Annotated in this window: 17 protein-coding genes; 10 read left to right on the top strand and 7 right to left on the bottom strand. The window is 37.8% G+C overall.

Annotated elements, in window-relative coordinates:
- Positions 1 to 45 precede the first annotated feature (45 nt).
- From CWD91_RS00735 to CWD91_RS00725, 3 genes are all read left to right on the top strand, one after another.
- Complete coding sequence (locus CWD91_RS00735) at positions 46 to 1119, top strand: PA0069 family radical SAM protein (RefSeq protein ID WP_103439837.1); 1074 nt, start codon at positions 46 to 48, stop codon at positions 1117 to 1119.
- An 89-nt stretch (positions 1120 to 1208) separates the two neighbouring features.
- Positions 1209 to 1556: a YciI family protein gene (locus tag CWD91_RS00730; protein ID WP_103439044.1), complete on the top strand. Its 348-nt coding sequence runs from the start codon at positions 1209 to 1211 to the stop codon at positions 1554 to 1556.
- 173 nt (positions 1557 to 1729) lie between these two features.
- Entirely contained in the window at positions 1730 to 3001 is a 1272-nt protein-coding gene (locus CWD91_RS00725) for an RNA polymerase sigma factor (protein WP_103439043.1), read from the top strand.
- A 212-nt stretch (positions 3002 to 3213) separates the two neighbouring features.
- On the opposite strand, the gene CWD91_RS00720 is transcribed toward CWD91_RS00725, so the two are convergent.
- The 3 genes from CWD91_RS00720 to CWD91_RS00710 form a co-directional block, all read right to left on the bottom strand.
- A complete protein-coding gene (locus CWD91_RS00720; RefSeq protein ID WP_103439042.1) occupies positions 3214 to 3870 on the bottom strand; it encodes an HD domain-containing protein in 657 nt (218 codons plus the stop codon).
- Positions 3867 to 4604: a lysophospholipid acyltransferase family protein gene (locus tag CWD91_RS00715; RefSeq protein ID WP_103439041.1), complete on the bottom strand. Its 738-nt coding sequence runs from the start codon at positions 4602 to 4604 to the stop codon at positions 3867 to 3869. The genes CWD91_RS00720 and CWD91_RS00715 overlap by 4 nt, the downstream gene beginning before the upstream one ends.
- Positions 4605 to 4684: 80 nt before the next feature.
- Entirely contained in the window at positions 4685 to 5095 is a 411-nt protein-coding gene (locus CWD91_RS00710; protein ID WP_103439040.1) for a BrxA/BrxB family bacilliredoxin, read from the bottom strand.
- Positions 5096 to 5231: 136 nt separating this feature from the next.
- On the opposite strand from CWD91_RS00710, the gene CWD91_RS00705 reads away from it, so the two are divergent.
- The 4 genes from CWD91_RS00705 (at position 5232) to CWD91_RS00690 (ending at position 8888) form a co-directional block, all read left to right on the top strand.
- On the top strand, positions 5232 to 5969 hold the full coding sequence (locus CWD91_RS00705) for a TerB family tellurite resistance protein (protein WP_103439039.1): 738 nt from the start codon (positions 5232 to 5234) through the stop codon (positions 5967 to 5969).
- Between the two features lie 46 nt (positions 5970 to 6015).
- Positions 6016 to 6600, top strand: coding sequence for a HupE/UreJ family protein (locus tag CWD91_RS00700; RefSeq protein ID WP_103439038.1), 585 nt, complete (start codon positions 6016 to 6018; stop codon positions 6598 to 6600).
- 211 nt (positions 6601 to 6811) lie between these two features.
- Positions 6812 to 7246, top strand: a complete 435-nt coding sequence (locus CWD91_RS00695; RefSeq protein WP_103439037.1) for a deoxycytidylate deaminase — start codon at positions 6812 to 6814, stop codon at positions 7244 to 7246.
- 16 nt (positions 7247 to 7262) lie between these two features.
- Positions 7263 to 8888: a S41 family peptidase gene (locus CWD91_RS00690; RefSeq protein WP_103439036.1), complete on the top strand. Its 1626-nt coding sequence runs from the start codon at positions 7263 to 7265 to the stop codon at positions 8886 to 8888.
- Here CWD91_RS00690 and CWD91_RS00685 read toward each other — a convergent pair.
- Together CWD91_RS00685 and CWD91_RS00680 are read right to left on the bottom strand one after the other, a co-directional pair.
- On the bottom strand, positions 8885 to 9088 hold the full coding sequence (locus CWD91_RS00685) for a hypothetical protein (RefSeq protein WP_103439035.1): 204 nt from the start codon (positions 9086 to 9088) through the stop codon (positions 8885 to 8887). The two genes, CWD91_RS00690 and CWD91_RS00685, sit on opposite strands and share 4 nt — an antisense overlap.
- Positions 9089 to 9109: 21 nt before the next feature.
- Positions 9110 to 9688 (bottom strand): MarC family protein, encoded by a 579-nt coding sequence (locus CWD91_RS00680; RefSeq protein ID WP_103439034.1) that lies wholly within the window; start codon positions 9686 to 9688, stop codon positions 9110 to 9112.
- Positions 9689 to 9839: 151 nt separating this feature from the next.
- Between CWD91_RS00680 and CWD91_RS00675 the strand changes: the two genes are divergently transcribed.
- Positions 9840 to 10415, top strand: coding sequence for a DUF3109 family protein (locus CWD91_RS00675; protein ID WP_103439033.1), 576 nt, complete (start codon positions 9840 to 9842; stop codon positions 10413 to 10415).
- Here the strand turns inward: CWD91_RS00675 and CWD91_RS00670 are convergent.
- Positions 10405 to 12222, bottom strand: a complete 1818-nt coding sequence (locus CWD91_RS00670; protein WP_239985596.1) for a tetratricopeptide repeat-containing sensor histidine kinase — start codon at positions 12220 to 12222, stop codon at positions 10405 to 10407. The two genes, CWD91_RS00675 and CWD91_RS00670, sit on opposite strands and share 11 nt — an antisense overlap.
- A 176-nt stretch (positions 12223 to 12398) precedes the next feature.
- A complete protein-coding gene (locus tag CWD91_RS00665; protein ID WP_103439031.1) occupies positions 12399 to 13133 on the bottom strand; it encodes a LytR/AlgR family response regulator transcription factor in 735 nt (244 codons plus the stop codon).
- Positions 13134 to 13453: 320 nt separating this feature from the next.
- Here CWD91_RS00665 and CWD91_RS22600 point away from each other — a divergent pair, with 320 nt between their 5' ends.
- Both CWD91_RS22600 and CWD91_RS00660 read left to right on the top strand, forming a co-directional pair.
- Positions 13454 to 13627: a hypothetical protein gene (locus tag CWD91_RS22600; protein WP_157943688.1), complete on the top strand. Its 174-nt coding sequence runs from the start codon at positions 13454 to 13456 to the stop codon at positions 13625 to 13627.
- A 489-nt stretch (positions 13628 to 14116) separates the two neighbouring features.
- Positions 14117 to 18169, top strand: a complete 4053-nt coding sequence (locus CWD91_RS00660; RefSeq protein ID WP_103439030.1) for a two-component regulator propeller domain-containing protein — start codon at positions 14117 to 14119, stop codon at positions 18167 to 18169.
- The last annotated feature ends 88 nt before the right edge of the window (positions 18170 to 18257 follow it).

Below are 18257 nucleotides of genomic sequence, written 5' to 3'. Positions count from 1 at the left end.
CTATATTTGGATTTATTCCATAATTTTGGATTAAATCCATTTATTTTGAAACCAAATGATTATATCAAAGGTCGTGGTGCCCAACAGAATTCCAACAATAGGTTTGCTCAATTCTCCAATGAAGTAAGGGACGATTTTTTGGAGTTCTGTCGTTTGGAAGGGGAAACTGCGGACCATAATAAGACGCAGTATCTTCCCATCTTTCCAAAATCTATAGTCAACAAGGTCAATAGCCCGGATGTGGGCATGAACTTTTCCTTGAATCCTTACCAAGGTTGTGAGCACGGTTGCATTTATTGTTATGCGAGGAATAGTCATGAATACTGGGGTTATAGCGCGGGGCTCGATTTTGAACGAAAAATTCTGATAAAAAAGGATGCTCCGGTCTTATTGGAGGCCAAATTGAAAAGTAAAAATTGGAAAGCAGCTACCATAGTACTTTCCGGAAATACGGATTGTTATCAACCTGCAGAGCATCAATTTAAAATTACTAGGGCTTGTTTGGAAGTTTTCCTGAGATATCGTCATCCAGTAGGCATAATTACTAAGAATTCGCTGGTATTAAGGGATCTGGATATCCTGACCCAATTGGCTGATGAGAATTTGATCGGGGTAAATATCTCGGTAACTTCTTTATCTGAAGAAACCAGACGTATATTGGAGCCCAGGACGACTACCATTAAAAAGAGACTGGAGACCATTCGGATATTATCCGAAAATAATATTCCGGTGAATGCCATGCTGGCTCCAATTATTCCGGGTATAAATAGTCATGAAGTACTTAATTTGGCCAAAGCAGTAGCGGACAATGGGGCACTTTCCTTTGGGTTTACAGTGGTTCGGTTAAACGGGGCTATAGGCCAGATTTTTGAGGATTGGATAAAAAAGACCCTGCCACATAGGGCAAATAAAGTATTGCAGCAGATAGCTGAATGCCATGGGGGAACTTTAAACGATAGTCGTTTTGGAATTCGCAACAAAGGTGAGGGCAAAATAGCACAACAAATCAATGATATGGCCCATTTGGCGCGACAAAAGTATTTTAAGGGCAAATCCTTTCCCAAACTTAATACATGCCTTCATGAACAATATAAATTAGGGCAGATGAAATTATTTTGAAAATAATAGTAAGATATGTCCAAAGCGAAGGTTGCTGTTCGTCTTTAAAGCGAACATAAAAACTATTTTATTAATTTAAATTTAATACTATGAGCAATTTTTTATTTTTATTTAGGGGCGGTGATGCAGCAAGAACTAATCAAACACCGGAAGAAATGCAGGAACATATGCAGAAATGGGGAGCCTGGATGGGCGGATTAAAGGAAAAAGGACAATTAGTGGATGGTCTGCCATTGGCAAAGGAAGGTAACGTTGTTAAAAAAGGAGGGGAAGTGATTACCGATGGTCCCTTCGCTGAGGGGACAGAAGTTGTTGGGGGGTATCTTATTGTAACGGCCAATGATCAAAAAGGTGCCGTAGAAATTTCCAGGGGATGTCCAATATTTGAGCATGGTGGAAATGTTGAGGTAAGACAGATAATGTCCATGGACATGTAGTACGATTAAAATTGATTTAAAAGCCGTTTTAAAAGTAGGGTTATTGGGCGTTTAAGTATAAAATCTATGTTCTGGAAATGTGAATAACACTGATTTTAGGATTTCTTGATCAAAGTTGAAAGAATCAATGCTTTGACAACCACTTGCTTTTAACGGCTTTTAATTTTTTGGATATGACCGAAACAAAGAAACAGGTAGAAAACTTATTTCGTTATGAATATGGAAAGATTATAGGCGTACTTATAAATAAATTTGGACCAAGCAATTTAGAAAGAATTGAGGATGCAGTGCAGGATGCCCTTTTAAAGGCTATGCAGGTATGGGGATATAAGAACCTTCCAGACAATCCCACGTCATGGCTTTACCGTGTGGCCACCAACAATCTTATTGATGTACTCCGAAGAGATAAGAAAATATTGCTAAAAGGAGATGACACTACTATTTTAACGGAAAATCACGTCAGGATTCCAGAGATTGTTTTGGAAAGTGCTATTTCGGACAGTCAATTAAAAATGATTTTTGCATGTTGTCACCCTTCACTCTCCGTTGATTATCAAATTATTTTAAGCCTAAAGTTAATAGGCGGTTTTGGTAATGGGGAAATAGCCAAGGCTTTACTGAAAAAGGAGGATTCTGTGGCAAAATCCTATACTAGGGCCAAAAGGCAGTTGAAGTCGAATATCACCACATTGGACATTCCCATTGAAATAGGGTTGCAATCAAGGCTTTCCATAGTTTTAAGGGTAATTTATCTGCTTTTTTCAGAGGGCTATGCCTCAAGCACTGGCTCAGAAATTATTAAAAGAGACATATGTTTGGAAGCCATCCGATTGGCTCTTTTGTTGAGTGAAAATGAATATTGCAATAGACCCAATGTTAACGCCCTGCTCGCTTTGATGTGTTTTCATACCTCCAGATTTGATGCCAGGGTAAATGAAAATGGGGAATTGGTGGATTTGGAACATCAGGATAGAACAAAATATGACAACGACCTTATTGCCATAGGCATAGAGCATTTGGAAAAGGCCTCCAAAGCTGTTCTTGAACCATCCAATTACCACTTGGAAGCAGCTGTCTCATATTATCATTGCATTGCAAAGACATTCGAATTAACAAATTGGAATAGTATTTTGAATTTATATAATTTACAGTTAAAAAGGCAATATTCCCCTGTAGTGGAATTGAACAGGATAGTGCCATATTATAAGGTAAATGGGGCTAAAAAGGCAATGGGCAAGCTTCTTGAATTTGAAAGCAGTACCTATTTCAAGGTTAGTGTCCTCTATTATGCCATTAAAGCGGAGCTTTTATTACGATTGGGAAGTAAAGAGGAAACATTGGGGGCATTAAAAGCTGCCATCGACCTAACAGAGAATGAAATGGAACAAAAACATTTTCTAAAAAAAATGGTGGAATTGAGAAAAGTAATGTTGGATGATCAATAACCGCGGACCGCAATTAGTTTTCCACAATAAGTTGTACTTTCTACGTATGGTAGTTGAGGCGATCACCTTATAAATTACCTGGTATCATTTACCAACGATTTTTTAATATGTGTCTTCCGGAATTCACCTAGTTTTTGAAAGCTCCATTTTTGAATTCCTTTGGTAGCTCCCAGGTTTATATGCCAGTGGTGATTTTTATTAATTCAGGGACATTAGGCAGTGCCATTCCATTCCATATAGAATTGCTCCAAATAATCCAGCATAAATTGATGCCTTTTTTCCGCCAGTTCAGTACCTGTTTTCGTATTCATTTTATCTTTAAGGAGCAGTAATTTTTCGTAAAAATGATTTATGGTGGGTGCGTCGGATTTTTTGTACTCCTCCTTGGTCATTTGCAGGTTGGGGGCAATTTCCGGGTTGTAAAGTTCCCTGTTCTTAAACCCTCCATAGTTAAAGGCACGGGCAATTCCAATGGCGCCAATGGCATCCAAACGGTCGGCATCCTGTACCACCATGAGTTCTTTGGATGTAAATAACTTTTTGGAACCCAAACTGGATTTATAGGAGATGTTTTCAATAATTTTCACCACATGGTCCAATACCTTTTTTTCTACCTGTAAGGAATTTAAAAAGTCAGTAGCCATTTTTGGGCCTATGGTTTCGTCCCCGCCATTGAACTTTGCATCGGCAATATCGTGTAAAAGTGCTCCTAAACTAACTACAAGCACATCTGCCTTTTCATCCTTGGCTATAAGCAGCGTGTTCTTAAAGACACGTTGGATATGAAACCAATCGTGCCCCCCTTCTGCACCCTTCAACGTTTCTTTTACAAAGGCAATTGTTTCTTCTATTATCTGTGTGTTGGTCATGAAGATGGAATTATGGCCTGTGTTATGGTCATTTCAACTTTTTCTATGAGTAATTCCGCTTCCCCAGTATTTTCCAATGGCTTGTGCACCTCAAATGTAATGTGGTTACATAATCCGTAAGGAAATTTGCCATATTTCAACATTTTCCAGGAATTGTTGATGCTAATGGGGATTATTATAGCAGAGGGTGACTTTTTTAAAAGAACTTTTAATCCGGTGGTATGGAATTTTTTAGGTTGGCCCGTCTTACTTCTTGTACCCTCAGGGAAGATCACAGCTGAACGTTTATGTTTTTCAATATAACTCCCCAGCTTTGCTATTTCAGTCAAGGACTGCCTGCTGTCCTTTCTATTTATTAGCACCGAACCACCGTGTCTGAGATTATAGGATACACTTGGTATGCCCTTGCCCAGTTCCATTTTACTTACGAACTTGGGATGATGTTTCCTCATGAACCAAATAATAGGTGGAATATCGTGCATACTTTGATGATTGAGCACCATAATTGCCGGTCTATCTGTTGGTATATCTTGGGTATTATTAAAGGAATAACGGGTGCCAAGTATATGGGTGCACCTCATTAGGGTTAGGTTCAAAATAGCCACGCTCATTCTGTGGGCATTATAACCAAACCAATTAAAACAGACCCATTGAATGGGATGGAACAGGAACAAGGTAAGCCCAAATAATATGAGGTAAAGGGTGGACAAAGGAAATGCCAATACTTTTCGCATGCTACAAAAATAAAAAACCGCTCTTTTACAAAGCGGTTTCATTCAAGAATATTTCCAAATATTAATGAGTTCTCAATTCATTAACAAAATTCGTTGTAGGCTTCCATCAAATTTTCTGCAATAACTTCTGCAGGTCTACCTTCAATATGATGACGTTCTATCATATGAACCAATTCTCCATCCTTAAACAATGCCATGCTCGGTGAAGATGGTGGAAAAGGAATCATTGCGTTCCTTGCCGCATTAACGGCCTCAGTATCCACGCCCGCAAATACGGTAACCAAATGACTTGGTTTTTTAGGGTTTTGTAGGCTCATTTTGGCTGCTGGTCTCGCATTGGCTGCGGCACAACCGCAAACCGAGTTTACCACTACCAAAGTAGTTCCTTCTTTACTCAGTGCACTTTCAACCGCATCGGCTGTATATAATTCTTCAAAACCGGCAATTGCCAAGTCTTGTCTCATAGGTTTTACTAATTCTGCAGGATACATAGTATTAATTTTTTTCGATTATTAATATAAGTTTTCAAAGATAACCATTTTAGGTCATTCCAATGAAATACTTAACTTTTCATTAGACCTTAGGTTGTACTGTAAAATTATATCTTTGCCAAAATTTGGATATAAGATGATTAAATGGTTTGCCGCAATATTAGGATATTACACATTTAGGTTTCCCGGGGCTATTCTAGGATTTATAATTGGTAGTTTTTTTGATAATCTAAAAAGCTCGGGTGGGGGAGGTGCACGGTCTGTTTTTAGGGATATTACCCAGCAGAATGTATCCCCTGCCGATTTTGAGATTAATCTGCTTTCCCTTTGTTCCATTGTCATAAAGGCGGATGGTTCCGTTAGCCAGACAGAAATGGATTATGTAAGGCGTTATTTTGTCAGTACCTATGGCAAGGACAAGGCAAATGCTATTTTCAGGACCTTTAATGAGGTTGTTAAAAAAAGGGAAGTGTCTGCGGAACGTATATGCAACTATCTTAATCAACGTACGAGATATGAAGTTAGGCTTCAATTATTGCATTTTTTATTCGGTATTGCACAAGCTGATGGGACTTTGCGCCCTGCGGAAATAGATAAAATTTGGGAAATAGCTGGATACTTTAGGGTAAGCCTTATCGATTTTGAAAGTATTAAGGCCATGTTTATCAAATCGGCCGATAATGCCTATAAAATTTTGGAAATTGAGAAATCGGTTTCGGACGAGGAGGTTAAGAAGGCATACAGGACCATGGCCAAAAAGTATCATCCAGATAGGGTGAATACAGAAAACGAAGCGATTAAGAAAGGAGCTGAGGAAAAATTTAAAGAGGTTCAGAAAGCCTATGAAATTATCCAGCAAGAGAGGGGTTTGTAATAATTCGGCTCATGGAAAGTAAATATAATTACATTAATTATTGAGTATGGGAGATTTTGGGTTTTATATTCAGTTGGGATTGGAACATGTTTTGGATTTGGATGCCTATGATCATATTTTGTTTTTGGCGGCCCTAACACTACCTTTTACATTTGTGGATTGGAAAAAAGTATTGGTGCTGGCTACGGTATTTACGATAGCACATTGTTTTTCACTGGGTCTTTCCGTATATGAAGTGGTGGTAGTGGATGTTGGTCTGATTGAATTTTTGATTCCGGTCACCATATTTTTTACAGGTATATATAATTTAATTGGTTCCAAGAAAGCCACCGATCAAAAAAATATGGTGGCATACCTAATAGCTACTGGTTTTTTTGGACTCGTTCATGGTTTTGGGTTCTCCAATTACTTTAAGATGTTGATGGCAGGGGAAGAGGAGAAAATTTCACCTTTATTGGGCTTTGCGGCCGGGATAGAAATTTCCCAATTATTAATTCTACTTGCTGTACTTTCAGGGAACTATATCGTAAAATCCTTGTTTAAGGTGAAACAATCTTCTTTTATACAAATAATGTCGATTATTGTTCTATGCATTACAATACCTATGTTGATTACTACGTTTCCTTGGTAGAGTTTGGCTAAATCTTAACCTTTCAGGATTGTGAGAATTATAAGTAGGGTCTATCTTAGTGAATACAATGTTGATTTAATCCCATATAGCCATTATTTTCAAAACAAAGTTGCCGTACCTTTGTGGAAACAAACCATTGGGATAGATAAATAGGGGGCTATAGGCACAATACTCGGAAATGGTCCTATGCGGTAACGGGAAAAATTATTGAATGAAAGAACGTAAACAAGAAAAGTACGATAAAGCGTATTTACGTATGGCTAGTGAATGGGGAAAGCTCTCTTTTTGCAAGCGAAAACAGGTCGGGGCCATCATTGTAAAGGATAGGATGATTATTTCTGATGGTTATAATGGAACTCCAACTGGTTTTGAAAATATATGTGAGGACGAAGAGGGTTATACCAAATGGTATGTTTTGCATGCCGAAGCCAATGCCATATCAAAGGTAGCCTCCTCCACCCAATCCTGTGAAGGGGCCACATTGTACATTACATTGTCTCCTTGTAAGGAATGTAGTAAGTTAATACATCAGTCTGGCATAAAACGTGTAGTATATCAGACAGCTTATAAGGATGACTCTGGGCTGCAATTTCTTGAAAAGGCTGGAGTCCAACTAGTTCACCTGCCCATTATTGTGAACGTGTAAAATGCTAATTTGAATCATGAAGAAAATAAATACCTACATATGGCCCACCGTAATAGCTCTGGCAATTGCCATGGGAATATTTGTAGGTGGAAAATTGAACTTTAATGATTCTCCGGAAAAGCTTTTCACAACCAATTCAAAAAAGGACAAACTCAATAGACTAATAGATTATATAGACTATGAGTATGTGGATGAGATTAATACGGATAGCATTGTAGATGTTACGGTAAACAATATTCTCGAAAAATTGGATCCCCATTCAGTATATATCCCAAAACAGGAAATGGATAAGGTTTCCGAAAATATGAAAGGGGATTTTGTAGGGATTGGGGTTAGTTTTCGAATGTATAGAGATACTTTATCAGTAATTAGGGCTATTGAGGACGGCCCAAGCGACCGGAAAGGTCTACAGGCAGGGGACAAAATTCTTATGGCAGATGGTGACACGCTATTTGGTCAAAATATTGAAAATGATGTTATTGTCAGTAAACTTAAAGGGGAAAAAGGATCACCGGTTAAGTTGCAGGTATATAGAAAGGACAATAAATCCACCTTTAATGTAAACATAAAAAGAGATGTGGTGCCCATAAAAAGTGTGGAGGCGTATTATATGCTTACCAAGGATATGGGATATATCAAAATAAATCGTTTTGCCGAATCTACCTATAAAGAGTTTAGAACGGCCCTAAGGAAGCTAGAGGCCCAGGGAGCTAAAAAATTAACTTTGGACCTAAGGGATAACCCCGGGGGTTATTTGGGCATTGCCGAACAGATGGCTGATGAATTTCTGTCGGATGGTAAGTTGATTTTGTTTACCAAAAACAAAAAGGGCAAGATAGATAAGGTATTTGCTACAAAAAAAGGGGATTTTGAGGATAAACCCGTGTACGTTTTAATCAATGAGCGTTCCGCATCTGCCAGCGAAATCATTGCAGGATCCTTACAGGACAATGATATAGGTACTATAATAGGACGTAGGTCTTTTGGCAAAGGGCTGGTGCAGCGTGAGATGGATCTGGGAGACGGCTCCGCAGTGCGCTTAACGGTGTCCAGATATTACACCCCAACGGGACGTTCCATACAGAAATCTTATGACAAGGGGAACAAGGATTATTATCAGAAATTTACAGATCGCTACCATAGCGGGGAACTAATCTCGGTAGACAGCATTAAAGTGGCCGATTCGCTAAAGTTTAAGACTCCCAAAGGCAAGGTTGTCTATGGCGGGGGCGGCATAATACCGGATGTTTTTGTGCCTATTGGTACAAACGAATCCGAATATTTTGAGAGTATGGAAAGTGTAGGCTTTTTGTCTTATTTTGTATTTGAGCATTTAGATGAAAATAGGGCACAGTACAAAGACTATTCAAAGGAAGAATTTGTACATAACTTTAGGGTAGATGATATCCTCTTTGAGGTATTTATAGACTATTGCTTGGCCAGAAATATTAAAATGGACTTTTATGCCTTTGAGGAAAAAATAAAATTATATATAAAGGCAACTTTGGCAGAGCAATTGTTCGACCCCAATACCTATGCTAAAATAAAAAGCGGGGAAGATGATATGCTGAAAAAAGTTTTGGAATTGGATAAACCAACCATAAGCCAAAAGGTGGTAGATAAAATTGAAGCTAAGAATTAATCTTGTTCTATTTTTTTCTGAATTTTTTTAGAGGTACTGTAAATTAACAATAGCGCAATGGCACATAAGGAAGCCACTATTCCTATTAGGGCTATTATACTATTTCCCTGAAAAGGGTCTTTAAAATCCACCAAAGTTACGTTATAGGCCATCAGGGCCAATCCCAATACAATAAGTATTACTATTAGTATTCTGTTCATGTTACCTTCTTTCTTAATTCTTTAAAACAACTGGTTGATATTTGAGGTAAATAGTTTGACCGCAATGGCCAAAAGAATAACTCCAAATATTTTTCGGATCACATTGAGCCCATTTTTACCTAAAATTCGCTCTATTCTACTAGAGGATTTAAGGACTAGGTATACAAAAATAACATTTATTATTATGGCGACAATGATATTCTCTACGTAGTATTCCGCCCTTAGGGAAAGAAGAGTGGTTACCGTACCGGCACCGGCAATTAAAGGAAAGGCAATTGGAACAATGGATGCGCTTTCCGGTTGTTCGTCCCTGTAAAGGGTAATCCCCAAAATCATCTCTATTGCCAAAAAGAAAATTACAAAAGCCCCTGCGACAGCAAATGAGTTGACGTCTATCCCTATGAGATTTAGGATTTCTTCTCCCACAAACAAGAAAGCCACCATAATGCAGGCCGAGGCAAACGATGCTTTTCCAGATTGTATGTGCCCAACTTTCTTCCTCAGGCTAATGATGATAGGAATGCTCCCAATAATATCAATTACTGCAAAAAGGACCATACTTGCAGTAACAATTTCCCTAAAATTAAAATTGAATTCCATAGCTTAAAAATATAATCTTAGTCCAAAAGGTGTTTGTTTATCCCTTTCCTCCAAAGACGCGGCAAATTTACGTTTAATTAGGGGTATTTGGATTTAATTAAGCGAAAATATATCCCCTTAAAGAATTATATTTGCTGCCTAATAAAATAGTATGTTCCAACTAGGGAAAACAATAGTATCCGAGGAAATTATTGAAAACGATTTCGTTTGTAATCTAAGTGCCTGTAAAGGGGCCTGCTGTGTTGATGGGGAGGCTGGTGCACCCCTTGAAGATCGGGAAACAGAGATATTAGTGGACATCTATAGCAGGGTAAAACCTTTCTTGCGGGCCGAGGGCATTGCTGAAATAGAAAAGCAAGGTGCCTTTATTCGCGGTGAAGATGGCGAATGGGAAACCCCTTTGGTAAATGGCAGTGAATGTGCCTATGTGGTTTTTGACGACAAGGGAATAACCAAATGTGGACTCGAGGAAGCTTATAATCAAGGGGTTACCAAATGGAAGAAGCCTGTATCCTGTCATTTATATCCCATCCGTGTACGTGAGTATTCGGAACTTACGGCAGTCAACTATCATAAATGGGAAATTTGTGATCCAGCATGTTCATTGGGAAATGAACTTAAAGTTCCTATTTATAAATTTGTTAAGGAGGCATTGATCCGCAAGTTTGGGAAAAAATGGTATGCCGAATTGGAGCAAATTGCACAAGAGCATACTACTAATGGGTAGGGATGTGCAGTACGACCTTAGTGCCCAATGCCACTTTATTAACGTCATAAAGGTCTATTATTTCTACCTGAAAGGAATTTTCGAAGTCTTTGGAGAAATTCGCCAACCTTTCCTTAGTGATATCAATGCCAATGGATTTTCGTTTCAAAATCTTACTCTCCTTTATCCTTTCGGAGGCTTCCCTCCCAACACCGTTATCGGTAATACTTATTTGAATAAATTTATCGTTGGCCCGGCTTACGTGAAGCAGTATATTCTTTTCCCCCTCTTTGGAAGAAAGCCCATGCCACAAGGCATTTTCTAGAAATGGTTGAAGAATTAATGAAGGAATCTTGACGGTGTGCTCATCTATGGGTTCTTCCACACGCACCTTAAAATTTATTTCATTTGAGAATCTAATATTCTCAATGTTCATGTAAAGGTCAATGGTTTCCAATTCGTCGGCCAAGGATATCTCTTTTAAGGAAGAAGATTCAAGAATTTTGCGCACCAACTTTGAGAATTTATTGAGGTAGTGCACGGCATTCTTCTTTTCATTATTTATGATATAGAGCTTAATGGAATTTAAAGAATTGAACAAAAAATGCGGATTCATTTGGCTGCGCAACATGCTTTGTTCCAAGGTCAGTATCTGTTTTTCGTTCTTAAGCTCTTTCTGCCTATAGAGAATGTACAATATAAAAGTCAGAAGGGCCATACCCAATGCGCCAATAATTAAGGTATTGGTTTTTTTGCGCAGCCGAAGGTTTATAAACTCGTTTTCCCTGGCCAGCGCTTCTATTTGATTGCTTTTTTTCTCGGTTTCATATTTAATGATCAAGTCTGTAATATAACGGCGATTGACCTCACTATTGATTTCTTCGTTAAATTTTTCCGCCAATTGGTAATATTCCAGGGCATTCTTATAATCTGCCTTGTAGGTGAATAATTTGGAAAGGAAGGTGTAGGCCTGTGCAATGGAACTAGGAAGGTGTTTTTTCTTGGACATTTCCAATCCAGAAGTTAGAAATTTTTGGGCTTCATCGTATTGTTTTAATTCCATTAATGCCCAGCCCATATTTATGTTGATAGCTGTGATAATGGATTTATCTCCCAGCGTCTCCGCTGCCAAGAGATTGGGTTCAAGAATTTCTATGGCTTCATCCAGTTTGTTTTGTTTAATGTATACCTGGGCTATGCTATTTTTGCAAATGATCCTACCTTTATCACTGTTTATTTCATTATTGTAATCCAAGGAGGTTCTATAGTAGTGCAGTGCTTCTTCCAATTCTCCCTTATATTCCAAACATTCCCCGATATTTTGATAGTTAATGGCGAGACCTAACTTATTGTCAAGCTCTTTTTCCAATTCCATTGACTTTTTAAATTGCGCAATGGCAATATCGTACTGTTTAAGGGTTAAATAAAGATTGCCAATGCTGTTAAGGGAAACGTTTATACTTCGTTTAAGGCCGTCCGAGGGATTCTCCTCGGTCTGTGCCAGCTCCAGGGCTTCCTGATTGTAATCCAAAGCTATTTTAATAGCGTCACTTCTTCGATAAACCACGCCCAGCATATTTAGGCTATAAACCCTGAATTCGAGGTTTTTGGCCAATTCTGCCGCCTGTAGTGCCTGTTCGTGAAATGTAATGGCCATGGCGTTCTGCGAAATATCCCTATATTTTCTCCCGAGCTGATTTAAGGCGTAGGACTGCCCTATGAAATACTGTTTTCTGGCAGACTCCTTGTTAAAAAAGTGCATATAAATAGTATCGCCTCTTTTGGAATGAAGAATTGAATCCAACTCCTGGTAAGTTTCTGGGGCCATTTTTATAAGGCTATCCGCAACTCTTTTAAATTCTTCGGAAACTTCCTGGGAATGGCCTAGGCTTACAGAAATAAAGACAAGAATTAAGAATAGAAGGAATTTCCTCGATTTATATAATAAAGATCTCCGTATAAATGGAAATATGCAGGAGGGAAATTTCATGTTTTGATGATAGATTATATTAAATCTAAAAAGTCGGATTTTTTTTGTCTTGAAACAGGTATTTTATGGTTGGATTGTAAAATTACATAACCATCTGTTTTAAGAAATTCCTTTATTTTATTTAGGTTGATGATAAAGGAGTTATGAATTCTAAAAAAAGTATCCTTCGGCAGTATTTGATTTACTTCCTTTAATTTTTTGGTAAGCAATATTTTTTGACCATCACTTAAAAATAAGGTACTGTAATTTCCGTCGGATTCCGCAAAAAGAATTTCATCACTCTGTAAAAATAATAATTTCCCGTCGGTATTGATAGTAATCTTTTTTTGAAGTGAATCTGAATTGAATTTCAATAAAATTTTCTCCAGTTTTTCGGCAGTGTAATTCTTATTGTTGAACTTTTTTATTTTGGCAATGGTGGCATTTAAATCGTCCGTATCTATTGGTTTTAGAAGATAATCTATGGCCTCATTTTTAAGGGCCTTTATTGCGTATTGGTTATAAGCTGTGGTGATAACCACTGGAAATTCCTTTTTCTGTAATTTCTGAATAAATTGAAAACCATCCATAGTGGGCATTTCTATATCCAGAAACAAACAATCCGGAGGGTGCTGTTCCAAATATTTTAATGCCTCAACAGGGTCCGTAAAAGAAGCAACTACCTTTATTTCATCACTAAAGTTGGTCAACTCCCAAGAAAGACTTTGGAGGGCTTTAATTTCGTCGTCTACTAATACCGCTTCTAACATAGTTTAGGAAAGATACTCAAAATTAAAACTATTGTTTGTTAAGCTTCCTATATTTTGTATCAATGGAAATGAATTGAGTATAGTTGGTGAAAAATGGTTTAAGATTGGATCTTTAGGGATTGGGGGTTACGGGCTATTGGTTTTCAAAATAAGGATTGGATGAAAAGACATCTTGAATTTGCCCAATGTCATTTACACAGGATAATTTACCATTTACACAATTACGTAACATCAACTTATGCATTTCATCTACATTTGGAAGACATATTTGTTTCCCTGAATAGAGATAATGTATAACCTACAGTGCAAAAATCCTGGTGATGAATAAATGTATAGTTTTTTTTATCGTTTTAGTTTTAGTTCTTGTTGTAGCCGTAATTACGGATAATAAGAGCACTACTTCCCTAGACAACAACTTAGTGGAACACAAGATGGATACGAATATGAATAGGACCCTTGTAGAAAATAAGGCCGAAGCTGACAGGAGATATTAGGGATTTAGAGAGGTCCGGTTTAAACAACTTAAATTGGATAAATATTAATTGAATTCAATGACCATAATAATAAATAACTATAATTAACTATCAAATAAAGTGTGGTCCTGCAGGATTTAGTTTTTAATATGAACATGTCATTATTTAAAATCAATCCGAAGGATGTAAATGTAAATTTGAAAAACGCAATCAACTTGTAGGTTTTGGAATTCGCATAGTATTTAGGTTTCGGGGGAACTACCTAAACATGTGAATCCGATTCTCGTAATTCATAATCTCTTTACATCGGTTGGATCGCACTTTATTTGGTAGTTTTTTTATTGGTATGGGCCGCTATTACCATCTGACATCTTTTTTTTTAATTAAGAAATACAAATTGTCCCTAGTTTTTAATTTCCTATATTCTGTTTAAGAAGTATCAATATTAGGTTAGGATTGATTTCTACTCGAATAAAGCATATCTTGTTATAGGTTTTATAACAGAAGGGGATGGCTGTAGACAAAAAAATTACTTCACCACTATTGGGACTTATATTATTGGGATTGATGTATTTCAATACCATATTTACGGCCCAATCGCAATCCCAAATTAAGTTTAGACAACGCTCCGTACAGGATGGACTTTCACAAAATAGTGCTATATCCATTACCCAAGATAGTATAGGATATCTGTGGATTGCTACCCAAGATGGACTAAACAAATATGACGGTAGAATGTTTACTACCTATCCTTTTGCTTTCGTGGATATTACACGATCAAACTACAGTAATTTAGGAAAAGTCTTTACAGATAAACGGGGAGATGTTTGGATAATCCCCATAAATCGCCAACTATATAAACTAAACACAAAAACAAACAGTTTTGCTCCCTTTGAGGGCGTGGCCGATGCCAGTGCCATTTTTATGGATAGGGAGTATAATCTTTGGATAGGGACCTATTCAAATGGGCTGTATGCCTTAAAAAATGGTCAGGAGAAAGTAAAACAAGTAATTCCCCCAACAGTTCTCAATAATACCATTTACAATTTGACCCAAAATGATAAAGGTGACTTATTGTTGGCTATGGAAAATGAAATTGCCGAATACGATGCCCGTAACAATATATTTGGATACGTAAGGGCACGTACGGAGGATGGTAGCAGGGTTAATGCCAATTTCAGTGATATTGTGGTGGATGGTTTGGCAAGGGAATGGATTGGGACTTTTGGTGACGGACTTTATTTTAGATCTTCGGCAGGAGGGCCACTGAATCGTATCCATGATTTATCTATTGCAGATCCATTGCCAACTGATCTGAATATTACCGATTTGTATATGGATTCCAAAGATAGGCTGTGGATTGCTACCTATGGTCAAGGCCTATATATGGTTAATTTTCAGCAGTTGTCAATAGTAAATTTTATTACCGAAAAACACAACCCAACCGCTCTTCATTACAATGATATACTCAGCATATATGAAGATTATACCGGCACTTTGTGGTTTGGTACGGATGGGGCGGGAATGAGCTATTACGATGAGTATTTGGAAAAATTCAATTCTTTCACAGATTATCAGACCCCGGAGAACGTAAGTATAGATGTGGTGAGGTCTATTGCAGTGGACAGGGAAAAATCTGTTTGGATAGGTACCTCTGGCAAGGGGCTTACACAGTACAATCCAAAAACCAATAATTGGAAGACCTATAAGTCCTTGCCGGGAGATAATAAAACAATTTCTTCAGATCGGATCATGAGCCTTTATGTGGACGGGGACAATAATTTGTGGATAGGAACCCAGGAGGGAGGCTTAAATATTATGGAGCCCGGGGGTAATATTTTACATTTTTCCAATAGTTCAGAAATCAAATTAAATTCAAATACCATTTGGTATATTTTAGGAGATATGGACAATAGGGTCTGGTTGGGAACACGTGACCAGGGCTTAATTTTATTTGATAAAAAAAAAGGGGTCATAAGCAAGTATAATTATGATTCACACAAAAAGAATGGGATTCCAAGTAATAACATCAGGGCCATCACGAAAGATGGGGAAGGCAATTTGTGGATTGCGACAGAGAGTCATGGAATAGCTTTTTTTGATGTAAAAAAGGGAACATTTAAGGCATTTCAATATTTGACCAATGCAAATTCCCTATCATCAAATAGCGTAAAATCCCTGTATTATGCACCTAATGGAATCCTATGGATCGGCACTAACGGCGATGGTCTCAATGCCTATGATGTTAAGAATAAGCTATTTTACCAATATAGTGAAAAGGATGGCATGGCCAATAATGTCATATATGGGATATTGCCCGATAATGAAGGTAATTTATGGTTGAGCTCCAACAAGGGAATTACGAAATTTACAGTAGGTGAATTCCTGGATAAGGCTCCAGATGTAGTAAACTACACAAATTACGAGGGGTTGGCCACTGAATTTAATACTGGGGCAGCTTATAAGGACTCAGAAGGCAATCTTTATTTTGGTGGTTTGGACGGATTTTACTGGTTTAGGCCTAATGAATTGAAGGAGAATAATGTCTTGCCAAAAACCATGATTACAGGCTTCGATGTATTTAATACACCTGTTCCATTGGAGAATGGACTAGCCCTGGAAGCCAAACAAAATACCATTTCCTTTACCTTTTCCAGCCTTCAATATTCACTTCCCCAAAAAAATCAATACCAATACAGGCTGGTTAATTTTGATGATGAATGGGTTTTTTCCGGGAACAAGAACTTTGCCCGCTACACGCGGTTACCACCTGGGGACTATAAATTTCAAGTGAAGAGTAGTAATTATGACGGAGTCTGGAACAACGAACCCGTCACCTATTCATTTTCAATATTGGCGCCTTGGTATTTAACACTTCCGGCCAAAGTGGTCTATATACTACTGTTTTTTATGATGCTTTATGGGGTTTATGCTTACCTGAAGTGGAGATGGCGTATGCAGCTTAACCTACGTTTAAAAAGTGAGGAGACAGAACGATTTAAAGAACTTAATGAATTTAAGTCCAAACTATATACCGATATTTCCCATGAATTCCGTACCCCGTTGACCTTAATATCGGGACCAGTGGATGTGAAATTGGGGCAAGGCAATCTTACCGAGGCGGATTTCGCAAATTTCTCTATGATAAAGCGGAATATTAATAGATTAATAGCCTTGGTTGATCAACTCTTACATCTGGCAAAATTGGAAAAGGGAAAATTGAAACTGAGGATTGCTAAAGGTGACCTAAGCCTTTTTTTGGGTATGTTAACCTCTTCCTTTAGACATAGGGCATTGATGGGTAAGATTGATTATAAGGTTGAAATTGACCCCTTACCCAATGTTTGGTTCGATGAGGATGCAATGGAGAAAATTATTGTCAACCTTCTTTCCAATGCCTTTAAATATGTGAGTGAAGGGGGTTTGTGTCAGTTTATTGCCATTAAAAAAGAAGGCACAGTGGTGTTAAGTGTCAAAAACACCGTAGATAATTATTCAGATATGGATATAGACCTACTTTTCACACGCTTTTACCAAAAGGATGAATATTCGGATGGTGCAGGTGTTGGTCTTTCCTTGGTGAAGGAATTAGTAAATATATATCAAGGCAATATATCGGTACAAATGGAAGAAGGGGGGATAATTCATTTTATGGTAAGCTTGCCGATAGTAAGGTCAGAATTTAAAAATTTGGAAATAATAGAGGTAGACGAGGAAATTGGTGATCTGGTTTTAAACAATCAAGAAGTCGGTTTAATGGTGCCCAAAAATTCAAAGGCGAATAAAGAGGAGGTAAAGGACTTGCCTATTTTATTGATTGTAGAGGATCATGAAGAAATAAGGGGATTTCTATATGCTGTTTGGAGTACGAAGTATAGAATACTGCAAGCGCGAAATGGTCTGGAAGGCATAAAAATTGCCCTGGAAGTGGTTCCGGACCTCATTATTTCTGATGTCCGCATGCCAGTTTGCGACGGGATAGAACTTTGTAATACATTAAAGACCGATGAGCGTACTAGCCACGTTCCCATTATTCTGCTTACAGCGGGTATGGGCGAGGATCAGGAGCTGCAGGGATTATTGTCCGGGGCAGATGATTTTATCACCAAACCCTTTAAGGTACGTAGTCTGGAAACACGAGTGGAAAATTTAATAGGAACCAGAAAAAAGCTTCGCAAAAGATACAGCCACGAATTGATTTTGGAGGCAAAGGATATTGCAATTACCCCAACCGACGAAGTATTTCTTAATAAATTAGAAAAGGTTCTGGATGAATGCCTGTTGGATTCCCAATTTAATGCCGCCGCCTTTTGTTCAAAATTAGGGATGAGCAGAATGCAATTACATAGAAAGCTTTTGGCATATACTGGTCTCTCAACAACAGCATTTATAAGGTCGCAGCGCCTAAAAAGAGCTATTCATATTTTAAAAACCTCAGATGCCTCGGTCAATGAGATTGCTTATTCCGTTGGCTTTAACACACCTTCTTATTTTATTAAATGCTTTAAGGAAGTGTATAAGAAAACCCCAACAGAATACTTGGAATCGACCGAACTGGAATAAGGTGTATCCGTGTTACATTTCTTGCACACTTTGTTACATATAAGGCATATACTTAAAGTTCCTTCCATTAAATTTGGTTTCCTGATGA

Source organism: Arenibacter hampyeongensis, assembly GCF_002909255.1.
Classification (GTDB): domain Bacteria; phylum Bacteroidota; class Bacteroidia; order Flavobacteriales; family Flavobacteriaceae; genus Arenibacter; species Arenibacter hampyeongensis.
This window is presented reverse-complemented; position numbering and strand designations above follow the sequence as displayed.

Excerpts from the sequence above, each read along its gene's own strand:
- CWD91_RS00705 (WP_103439039.1), top strand. The coding sequence starts at position 5,232 with ATGATTAAATGGTTTGCCGCAATATTAGGATATTACACATTTAGGTTT.
- CWD91_RS00730 (WP_103439044.1), top strand. The coding sequence starts at position 1,209 with ATGAGCAATTTTTTATTTTTATTTAGGGGCGGTGATGCAGCAAGAACT.
- CWD91_RS00670 (WP_239985596.1), bottom strand. The coding sequence starts at position 12,222 with ATGGCCCCAGAAACTTACCAGGAGTTGGATTCAATTCTTCATTCCAAA.
- CWD91_RS00685 (WP_103439035.1), bottom strand. The coding sequence starts at position 9,088 with ATGAACAGAATACTAATAGTAATACTTATTGTATTGGGATTGGCCCTG.
- CWD91_RS00665 (WP_103439031.1), bottom strand. The coding sequence starts at position 13,133 with ATGTTAGAAGCGGTATTAGTAGACGACGAAATTAAAGCCCTCCAAAGT.
- CWD91_RS00675 (WP_103439033.1), top strand. The coding sequence starts at position 9,840 with ATGTTCCAACTAGGGAAAACAATAGTATCCGAGGAAATTATTGAAAAC.
- CWD91_RS00695 (WP_103439037.1), top strand. The coding sequence starts at position 6,812 with ATGAAAGAACGTAAACAAGAAAAGTACGATAAAGCGTATTTACGTATG.
- CWD91_RS00715 (WP_103439041.1), bottom strand. The coding sequence starts at position 4,604 with ATGCGAAAAGTATTGGCATTTCCTTTGTCCACCCTTTACCTCATATTA.
- CWD91_RS22600 (WP_157943688.1), top strand. The coding sequence starts at position 13,454 with ATGAATAAATGTATAGTTTTTTTTATCGTTTTAGTTTTAGTTCTTGTT.
- CWD91_RS00680 (WP_103439034.1), bottom strand. The coding sequence starts at position 9,688 with ATGGAATTCAATTTTAATTTTAGGGAAATTGTTACTGCAAGTATGGTC.
- CWD91_RS00690 (WP_103439036.1), top strand. The coding sequence starts at position 7,263 with ATGAAGAAAATAAATACCTACATATGGCCCACCGTAATAGCTCTGGCA.
- CWD91_RS00710 (WP_103439040.1), bottom strand. The coding sequence starts at position 5,095 with ATGTATCCTGCAGAATTAGTAAAACCTATGAGACAAGACTTGGCAATT.
- CWD91_RS00660 (WP_103439030.1), top strand. The coding sequence starts at position 14,117 with ATGGCTGTAGACAAAAAAATTACTTCACCACTATTGGGACTTATATTA.
- CWD91_RS00700 (WP_103439038.1), top strand. The coding sequence starts at position 6,016 with ATGGGAGATTTTGGGTTTTATATTCAGTTGGGATTGGAACATGTTTTG.
- CWD91_RS00720 (WP_103439042.1), bottom strand. The coding sequence starts at position 3,870 with ATGACCAACACACAGATAATAGAAGAAACAATTGCCTTTGTAAAAGAA.
- CWD91_RS00725 (WP_103439043.1), top strand. The coding sequence starts at position 1,730 with ATGACCGAAACAAAGAAACAGGTAGAAAACTTATTTCGTTATGAATAT.